Consider the following 474-nt stretch of genomic DNA (forward strand, 5'->3'; position numbering starts at 1 on the left):
CGCCGCTGGACCGGTCCAGGCCGACCCGGCTGCGCATCCCGCAGATCAACGTGGACGCCCCGTTCACCGACCTCACCCTGAACCCCTCCGGGCAGCTCAACGCCCCGCCGCCGGAGGACAAGAACCTGGTCGGCTGGTACGCGGAGGGCGTCTCGCCCGGCGAGCGGGGTGCCGCCGTGGTCGCCGGGCACGTCGACACCACCAAGGGGCCGGCGGTGTTCCTGCTGCTCAGCCTGATGCTGCCGGGCAACAAGGTGGAGGTCCAGCGGGCCGACGGCACGGTCGCCGTGTTCGCGGTCGACGCCGTGGAGACCTTCGCCAAGGACGCCTTCCCCGACCAGCGGGTCTACGGGAAGACGCCCGACGCCCAGCTGAGGCTGATCACCTGCGGCGGCACCTACGACAAGAAGCGCCGGGACTACCTCGACAACGTGGTGGTCTTCGCGCACCTGGAGTCCTCGCGCCCGGCGTGAG

Annotated in this window: 1 protein-coding gene; it reads left to right on the top strand. The window is 71.5% G+C overall.

Annotated elements, in window-relative coordinates:
* On the top strand, window positions 1–473 hold a 473-nt coding region (locus ABD308_RS33825), incomplete at its 5' end, for a class F sortase (RefSeq protein ID WP_344343558.1).
* Window position 474: the final 1 nt, after the last annotated feature.

The sequence above is a fragment of the Kitasatospora putterlickiae genome (assembly GCF_039527695.1).
Classification (GTDB): Bacteria; Actinomycetota; Actinomycetes; order Streptomycetales; family Streptomycetaceae; genus Kitasatospora; species Kitasatospora putterlickiae.